This window comes from Candidatus Omnitrophota bacterium (assembly GCA_028716165.1).
In the GTDB taxonomy this organism is placed as follows: Bacteria; Omnitrophota; Gorgyraeia; order JABMRG01; family JABMRG01; genus JAQUQI01.
The window spans coordinates 1-7,661 of the sequence record JAQUQI010000021.1 but is presented as its reverse complement, the minus strand read 5'-3'; the positions used below and the strand labels follow the sequence as shown (position 1 = coordinate 7,661).

The 7,661-nt window shown below is 44.6% G+C and carries 10 protein-coding genes; all 10 read left to right on the top strand.

Annotated features, from left to right (window positions below):
• Positions 1-448 precede the first annotated feature (448 nt).
• Complete coding sequence (locus tag PHV77_07405) at positions 449-793, top strand: hypothetical protein (protein ID MDD5505101.1); 345 nt, start codon at positions 449-451, stop codon at positions 791-793.
• Entirely contained in the window at positions 793-1,779 is a 987-nt protein-coding gene (locus PHV77_07400; GenBank protein MDD5505100.1) for a hypothetical protein, read from the top strand. Before PHV77_07405 ends, PHV77_07400 begins: the two co-directional genes overlap by 1 nt.
• Positions 1,780-1,793: 14 nt before the next feature.
• Positions 1,794-1,982: a hypothetical protein gene (locus tag PHV77_07395; GenBank protein ID MDD5505099.1), complete on the top strand. Its 189-nt coding sequence runs from the start codon at positions 1,794-1,796 to the stop codon at positions 1,980-1,982.
• A 55-nt stretch (positions 1,983-2,037) separates the two neighbouring features.
• Positions 2,038-2,634, top strand: coding sequence for a hypothetical protein (locus PHV77_07390; GenBank protein MDD5505098.1), 597 nt, complete (start codon positions 2,038-2,040; stop codon positions 2,632-2,634).
• A gap of 26 nt (positions 2,635-2,660) precedes the next feature.
• Complete coding sequence (locus tag PHV77_07385) at positions 2,661-2,840, top strand: hypothetical protein (protein MDD5505097.1); 180 nt, start codon at positions 2,661-2,663, stop codon at positions 2,838-2,840.
• A 68-nt stretch (positions 2,841-2,908) separates the two neighbouring features.
• A complete protein-coding gene (locus tag PHV77_07380) occupies positions 2,909-3,499 on the top strand; it encodes a hypothetical protein (GenBank protein MDD5505096.1) in 591 nt (196 codons plus the stop codon).
• 25 nt (positions 3,500-3,524) lie between these two features.
• Complete coding sequence (locus PHV77_07375) at positions 3,525-4,691, top strand: glycosyltransferase family 9 protein (protein ID MDD5505095.1); 1,167 nt, start codon at positions 3,525-3,527, stop codon at positions 4,689-4,691.
• Between the two features lie 724 nt (positions 4,692-5,415).
• The gene (locus tag PHV77_07370) at positions 5,416-5,550 is read left to right on the top strand and encodes a hypothetical protein (protein MDD5505094.1); all 135 of its coding nucleotides are present in this window, start codon (positions 5,416-5,418) and stop codon (positions 5,548-5,550) included.
• Position 5,551: 1 nt separating this feature from the next.
• On the top strand, positions 5,552-6,019 hold the full coding sequence (locus tag PHV77_07365) for a phospholipase D family protein (GenBank protein MDD5505093.1): 468 nt from the start codon (positions 5,552-5,554) through the stop codon (positions 6,017-6,019).
• A gap of 249 nt (positions 6,020-6,268) precedes the next feature.
• Positions 6,269-7,585, top strand: coding sequence for a hypothetical protein (locus tag PHV77_07360; protein MDD5505092.1), 1,317 nt, complete (start codon positions 6,269-6,271; stop codon positions 7,583-7,585).
• Positions 7,586-7,661: the final 76 nt, after the last annotated feature.

Sequence of the window (7,661 nt, the reverse complement as noted above, 5' to 3'; positions counted from 1 at the left end):
TCTGTGCCTCGCGCGCGCGTGCTTTTTCTCGGATACAGGGAGAGCCGGCTGTGCACGCACGTCTTTTTCCCGTGGGTCACCCATTCAAGCCTTGGGGGGGTGCCATGGGCGTGTTTTTCTTGCCGGACGCGGCTTGTTGCCGCTTCGCGGCAGGCGCGCTGGGGCGCGCCCTGGGGCGGCCACAGTGCCGCCTTTCCAGTTGCTGTTTTGCCCTGCCCTGCCCTTTTTGTTGGATATCAGCCCCCCCCACGCCACAAGGGCGACGTTCCGCAATACCCCCCCCACTCTTGGGGGGGGTATTGCGGTATGATCTTTTTTGTCTAAAACAGTCAAGCCAGATAATTTATAATATATTGTTATTACTGTATTTTCATTGACTTATTGTTTATTTTAGGCATATACTATACCAAACGGAGCACGACGCCCCGAATATATATGACAGGTGCTTATGGGAACGCATAAATTAGATCACAGATCGTTTGCAGGTATTCCACTTGGGTTTCAAGTTAGAAAACAGTTGGCAAAGCAGTTTATATACCGCGTGCGCCGTGATAATGGCATGCAATACGCAAACAAACGTATTATACACCAGGACAAATATCCTTATGTTGTGCCAAAATCAATTTACAACCCCGAAAGTCAGCCGGCGCGCGACAAGCTTGCTCAAGCTGTCCATAATTGGAGATATTATTTATCGCCGGCAGAAAAAAAAGAATACAATTTGCGAGCAGTTCGGCGTTTTCGTATGGCAGGTTATCATTTATATATCAGTGAATTTATGTTGAGGCAATAATGGCAAAAATAACAGCTCCCCTGATGTCGCTTCAAGCCCGTGGCAGTATCGGCCACGGTCTTACCTTTTCTATACGAAAAAGCGGCCAGCAAGTGCGCTGGCAGAAGCGACAAAAAAAGTCAAGGCCTACACCGGCACAAGCCAATCAACGAACACTTTATTTAATTACTTTAGCTCATTGGCTCGCTTTATCCGACGCGGAGAAAGCAGAATATAACGCGAAGGCCGCGCAAGAAAAAGTCAAACTATCCGGCTGGAATTTGTTTTTACAGCGCGCATTATTAAGCCCGATTGCATACCTCGGTTTAGCGGCTTGCTATCCACTGAACGAAAGAAGCCTGACATCTATTGCTGACTTATCTAAAAATGACAGAACAGCATCTTTTTCGCCTAATTACCCCTCGCACACATTCACTTACGAGCCTGGCCAGAATAATAAATTGCCCTGGTCTATACAAGGCAATAGTCAGGATAATCACATATACGCGCCGGTTGTGCCTTATCTACAATTAGGTTATACAAATAATATTTCTGTTGTTGTATGGATAAATCATCCAACAACGAATGTTGTTTCATGGGGTGAATCTATCGCCGGCACATACATCGCCCCGCCTATGCGTGGTTTTAGATTTTATTTACGGGGTATCAATGACCCAGCCCACACAAACAGATTAACACTTGAAGTTGGCCAGGGTGACTCAAAGGGAATTGCCTATTATCCGGTTGATTCGTTAGCTGACGGTAAATGGCATTGCGTTGGGTTTGCTTGGGACCGGCAGGCTTTCCGGCGAATGTTTAAAGACGGCGTCCGTATATTAAATTACACGACTACTTTGCCGGATTGGGATAACACGGAATCGCCGTATATGCACTTTGCCGGCGGCCTGGCGTTAAGTACATTTATAGGCAGATTAAGCAATATTCTGGTCTATAATCGTGCTTTAACTGATACCGAAATGTATTACTTGTATCGTGTATTTATATAACAACAAGGTTTTCAATGTTTGAGTTAATTATAACTATAATTATTCAGGAGCTTGGCCCCACCGGTTTATTGATATTGGGGTTATATTGGGTAATAGGTAAATATTTGCGCTCTATTGCTTGCGGCGTTCGTGTTATTAACCACAACACAACAAAAATGGCGGCAACGTTAGAAGAATTTGCAAAAAAAGTCAATGATACTTAACATATTGCAATTATACGTTTTTTAGATTCTAAAAGAAATAGTCAGATATAATAACATGGTGCATATAACCGGAACGCAGGTAATACCAAGCGAATGGGAAAAAGATTACAAAGGCACATTAACAAAGGTTATGCCGAACGGCGCAGTCCGGAAGCGATACCCGTGGCGTTTGCCTGGCTTTCAAAAGTTTGGCTTAAAAGTCACAGGCGCGCAAAAAATACAACGCGGCCGGCTGGAAACAGTCGCTTCGGCTTTCAACAACCTATCAGACGCAGACCGCGCGCGCTGGTATTCGGCAATGCCTCAATGGAATTCATTGCTTTGGTATTACAATTACTTTATAATGTCCGGTTTGTCCGGCGATGTTGTTATTAACGATAAGGGGGCAGGCGTGATTAAAAATATAAGGCATTATACTTTCACTTTACCAAACGCCGCAACGCCGCGCGCGACTGTTGGCATTACGGCTGTTGATCCGCAAAAATCAGTCCCATTCTTTTTTGGCGCAGGTATATATGAGCCGGCGTCAGAAATTTTCGTTGCTATATATCCATATTTAGTTAGTCTTGCTACAACACAAATGGTTATTGGCGCGTCAATGCCGCTTTCGCAAGCGGCAGATTTAAGCGTTACGTTGATTGAATATGTTTGATTATATTTAAATGAAAGGGGGTGCTTATGGGTTCAGCAGAAAAAGCGGCATTGACAAGGATCGGACGTTCAATTGTGGACGTCGCTATTACTGGCGGCATACAATACGCAACAGATTCGTCCTGGTCTGTTGTTGCATTGCCGGTCATAGCCGGTATTGGAAAATGGTTGCGGACAAAGTTTAACTTGTCCTGGCTTCCATTTTGATGTAATATGTTATATGAGCAAAATAACGCCGCTGTAATTATACACGGCACGAAAGGAGGTGAAACAATATGGCAAAAGTAACAGGTCCTTTAATGTCTTTAAGTGCTAGCGGCAAAGTCGCTGACGCGGTTGTGTTCTTTCCTTGGAAAGGACGTCACGTCGTGCGCATGTGGCTTACACCTACGAACAAAAAGACTGATTTAATGGGCTACTTACGCGCGGCAATGCGGGCAATTGGCAAACAAACATCAAAAATTGCTAACATCGTCGGCGGCGGTGCTGTTGATAGTAAGCTTTATTTGGGATTAGCGGCTGTCACACCGGCCGGTCAAATATGGAACGCGCAGAACGCAAAAGGTCTTATGGATTTATTTGCGTCTGGCGGTGCTTTCCAGACCGCGTCTATGTTGGCGGCTATTTCTGAATATAGCACACACTCTCACAAAACCGCGCTTGATACACAGGCAACCGCTCTGGGCCTTGAAGATTACGCCTTTTCATACGGTTACACAACCAGCATACCGGCTGGATGTGTTCTGTATTTCGGTTTAAAATCGGCGTATGCTTTAGGTGCTAGTTGGGGTACAGATTATACGTTAGACCCTTCAACGGCGGCCGCCAGTGCAATCGACGCTTTTGCAACGGCCCACACAGCCTAACCAATACAACAGAGGAGTCTCCTTAATGTATATTTTATACGCTCCACCAAGCAAATTCGGTATTATCCCGCCAAAAACACCTTTAATTAGTGATGAAGTTTTATTCACAAATAATATTGCTTACTGCCCTAAATTCTTTTGGCAGAAATATCATGTCCTACAAGGTTGCCTAGACCTTACGCCAAATTGGATGGTCCGCCGGCGCCAGACTCGCGATTTGCGCAGTATTTTAGTTCTGGCCGGCGGCGGCATAGGTGACAGCCTTTGGATCATGCCATTTGTGAAAGCACTCCACAAGCGGCATCCGCAAGCAAATATCATGGTTATGACAAATGAACGAGCAATGCCGATCTGGCAACACGTGCCATATTGCTCCGCTTGCGTAAAAGACGAGTTCTGGAATATGCAAAGTTTAATCAGACGTTGTGAAGAGGTATACGATTTTTCCGGTATCGCAACGTATATGAAAAAAGCCGCCCGTATGGACCCCGTGGACGCAACATTTCATTACGGCGGCTTGCCGCGGCCAAAGTCAAGCTCGGATTGTCGCGCCATGCTCGTTGTGACGCTTGATGAAGGCAAGCGGGCAGAAGCATTGCTTGCCAGGCATGGCGTTGACACCACGAAAGACAAAATTATAACAATAGCCCTTGAGACATCAACGCCAAACCGTAATTGGCCTCTTTCATATACGGCAACCTTGTCAACTTCCCTGACGCAGGCTGGTTATAAAGTAATCTGGCTCGGCGAAAGCCACGACCGCGCACAAGCTTCCCTTGAACGCTCTTTTACTCCAACACTCGCACAAAACCTAGTCGTTCCCACGCCTAGCAATGTTGTCAATTTATGCGGTCAAACATCTTTACGCGACTGCATAGCAATACTCGCTTTGTCCGATGTTGTCGTTGGCTCATCGTCCGGCTTATTATGTATAGCAACAGCGCTAGAAATCCCAAGCGTTGGCTTGTGGGGCGCGTATTCGCCTAAATGTAGAGATAAATATTACATTAAATGGTACCCCATTTGGCGGCCGCTTCCCTGCTCACCATGTAACCAGCATTGGACAGAGTGTCCACACGGACACCCCGCACCATGTATGAAAAACATTCAACCGGAGCTCGTATTTACCGCGGTATTGCATATGCTTGCTAAATACCCGCGCTCCATTATCGGAAAGAGACCAATTGACTAACATGACAAACAAACTTTCAGATCCCAGGTTATATCTCTATAAAGAAAAATATTACCCCCAATATTTAAAATGGGGCGGCGCCTATAAATACATAGAACATACAGCACGGCAATACTGCAAAGGGCGCGGCGTTGACATAGGCGGGGCTCTTGCAGGACACCTGTACGGCGCCAGGCCGGTTAATTTAAATATGAACGATTCTTATCATGCCTTAAACCTGCCGGACCCGCCGTATGATTATATTTTTTCATCGCATACGTTAGAGCATTTACAATCTTGGGTTAATGCGATCACGTATTGGACGCATTGTCTCTCCGCGCGAGGGGTTTTGTTCCTATATCTTCCCTCTGAAAAAATGGAATATTGGAAGCCGGAAAACAACACTAAACATCGGTATTTGCCGCAACCAGACGAAATATGCGCGCTATTACATAAGCTAAAATATAGCTGGATAACGATAACCGGGATAGATTTATATTGGTCTTTCTCGGTTGTCGCTATCAAACAATGATTAGGGGGCACTCATGCGTTACATTTTCATAATTATAATCGCCGTATTAACCGGCCTGGCTCTACTCCGGATATCTACACACTGTTATACAGTTTTAGAGCGGCCCTACTATGAGCCGCCCCAAAACTTACACAGAATTTTAGCACAAGCCGGCTTTTCAAAGAAAGCAATTGCGCGTATTACCGGCCAGAAACAAAAACAACGGGAGGGGTTATGGAAATAGACGTTGAAGCTATCATCCTCGCTATTGGAAGTGGCTCCTTGACAACCAAGGATTTAGAGGCTATACTGGAAGCAGTGAAGACGGAATTGTTTGAGCGCGACGCCGCGCCGGAAAGAGACGATTAACATGTTCCTTATAGATCATCAATACCTGCCTTTTGCAACCGCTTTGATTGAGAGCGCCAAAAAAGAAATTCTAATATCAACCTTTAAACTGGAAATAACGGACAAACCGCGCGGGCGCGCATTGTTTAATTTTTTCAACACGCTTATCAAAAAAAGACAAGCCGGCGTTAAAATCAAGATACTATTCAACTGTCACGATGACCGCAGGTCTACACCAAAAACCAATTTTTCATCAAGCGCGACGTTAAAAAAACACGGTATAGATATTCGTCACTTAAAAGATAATCGTTGTTGTCATGCAAAAACAATGATTATTGACCGACAACACGCAGTCATAGGCTCCCATAATTTATCGGTTATGTCGTGTCTGTCAAATTTTGAGATCAGCTATATTGTGGAAGATTTACCAAGTATAAACGCATTATCAACGGTCTTTGATCATAGCTTTAACGCCGCAAAACCGATTTAAAAGAAAAAACACTGTTTCTGACTTTTTTTATTGCTTTTATAGTATGGGTAATGTTATGATAATAAAAAAAGGGTCCACAGTGGACAACCAAATTATAAAAATGAGCCAGGCCGCTATTCTATTTAACATACAGCGGCAACAATACTGGCAATACCACTATCAACAGCAAAACAACCCCGCGGCGGCAAAGCGGGCAGAGGAGATCATAAACAGACTTAAAAAATATTCCACCGTGAAAGGGGCGGCCCAATGAAAGCCGCCCCGACCCTTTTCCAGTCTCCCCCCCAGCTCCCAGATGATCAGTTTTATGATCCTACTTCAACCGATTTTAAGCATGTTTTGCCGTCCTTATGTTCACCTATCGCCCAAGTATTTGATTTTGACGTAAGTCCATTAGAGCGTGCTACTTTAGGTAAAATTGAAAATATTCGCTGGCTTGCAGACCATGGCCATTATGACCTTGCCGCAAAATTAGAGTATTGCGGCACTTCTTTTATACATTTAAAATGCTCCCACGGACACCATAAATACCTTCGTTTGTTCTGCAAGTCAGATTTATGCCCTATTTGCGGCAAAGAAGGCTCAAGGGAGCATAAAAAACGAGTAACCAGGGCCAAAGACCGGTTATCATGGGCCCCTGTTCTAGGATATATGATCTTTACGTTGCCGGCAGAGGTTTCAGCAAGTAAGCCTAGCTCTGACAAGCTAAAGTTATGTACAGACGCGGTTATCCGGATTATAAAGGATCATTTTAACACTCCAGGGGGGTTAATTCGCCGGCATGATATGGGTAATGATTACGGAAAGTTACATATACACTTTAACGCCCTTTTTCCTATCACAAACACAAACGGAATTGGAGCTATTGCACCGGATAAACTAAACCGAATTCGTTTAGACTGGACAAAGTTTATAAATGAATGTTTTGCTTTAAATTGTGAGTCTTCAAACATCCATTACAATTTTGCGACGACACAAAAAAAAATGTATCATAAAATTAAATATGTTTTACGCCCGATAGTGGACGCCCTGTCTTTCTATACCTTATCTGACGATGACAAGTCATATATACTATCGTTAAAACAAAGACATAATACGCGTTGGTTCGGTAAATTAAGCAACAGTACATATCGTAAATACTTGTTATCAAAAAATATAGACCCGGACAAATATAAAAACAGTGATTCTTATCTTTCAAGGCTTTGCCCTGTTTGCGGCGACAAATTCCGATATATTGAAATAATACACAAATCAGAATTGCCGCCCGGGCAATTTCGTTGGCTTGAAAGCGATATTGCGGTTGATTTAACAATTTTTGCTAAACTGAAAGAAAATGCAAAACAAAGCGGAAACGAAAAAGCAGGGGAAAAAAACGGGCAGGGCACGAACGGAAACGAAAAAGCAGGGGAAAAAAACGGGCAGGGCAGGGCAAAACAGCAACTGGAAAGTCAAAAAACATTTTGGCCGCCCCAGGGCGCGTCACCGCGCCTGTCAGCGGAGCGGCAACAAGCCGCATCCGGCAAGAAAAACACGCCCATGGCACCCCCCCAAGGCTTGAATGGGTGACCCACGGGAAAAAGACGTGCGTGCACAGCCGGCTCTCCCTGTATCCGAGAAAAAGCACGCGCGCGCGAGGCACAGA

What these genes read in the sequence shown, in the direction of transcription:
- PHV77_07405 (MDD5505101.1), top strand. Translation starts at nt 449, where the DNA reads ATGGGAACGCATAAATTAGATCACAGATCGTTTGCAGGTATTCCACTT.
- PHV77_07400 (MDD5505100.1), top strand. Translation starts at nt 793, where the DNA reads ATGGCAAAAATAACAGCTCCCCTGATGTCGCTTCAAGCCCGTGGCAGT.
- PHV77_07395 (MDD5505099.1), top strand. Translation starts at nt 1,794, where the DNA reads ATGTTTGAGTTAATTATAACTATAATTATTCAGGAGCTTGGCCCCACC.
- PHV77_07390 (MDD5505098.1), top strand. Translation starts at nt 2,038, where the DNA reads ATGGTGCATATAACCGGAACGCAGGTAATACCAAGCGAATGGGAAAAA.
- PHV77_07385 (MDD5505097.1), top strand. Translation starts at nt 2,661, where the DNA reads ATGGGTTCAGCAGAAAAAGCGGCATTGACAAGGATCGGACGTTCAATT.
- PHV77_07380 (MDD5505096.1), top strand. Translation starts at nt 2,909, where the DNA reads ATGGCAAAAGTAACAGGTCCTTTAATGTCTTTAAGTGCTAGCGGCAAA.
- PHV77_07375 (MDD5505095.1), top strand. Translation starts at nt 3,525, where the DNA reads ATGTATATTTTATACGCTCCACCAAGCAAATTCGGTATTATCCCGCCA.
- PHV77_07370 (MDD5505094.1), top strand. Translation starts at nt 5,416, where the DNA reads ATGGAAATAGACGTTGAAGCTATCATCCTCGCTATTGGAAGTGGCTCC.
- PHV77_07365 (MDD5505093.1), top strand. Translation starts at nt 5,552, where the DNA reads ATGTTCCTTATAGATCATCAATACCTGCCTTTTGCAACCGCTTTGATT.
- PHV77_07360 (MDD5505092.1), top strand. Translation starts at nt 6,269, where the DNA reads ATGAAAGCCGCCCCGACCCTTTTCCAGTCTCCCCCCCAGCTCCCAGAT.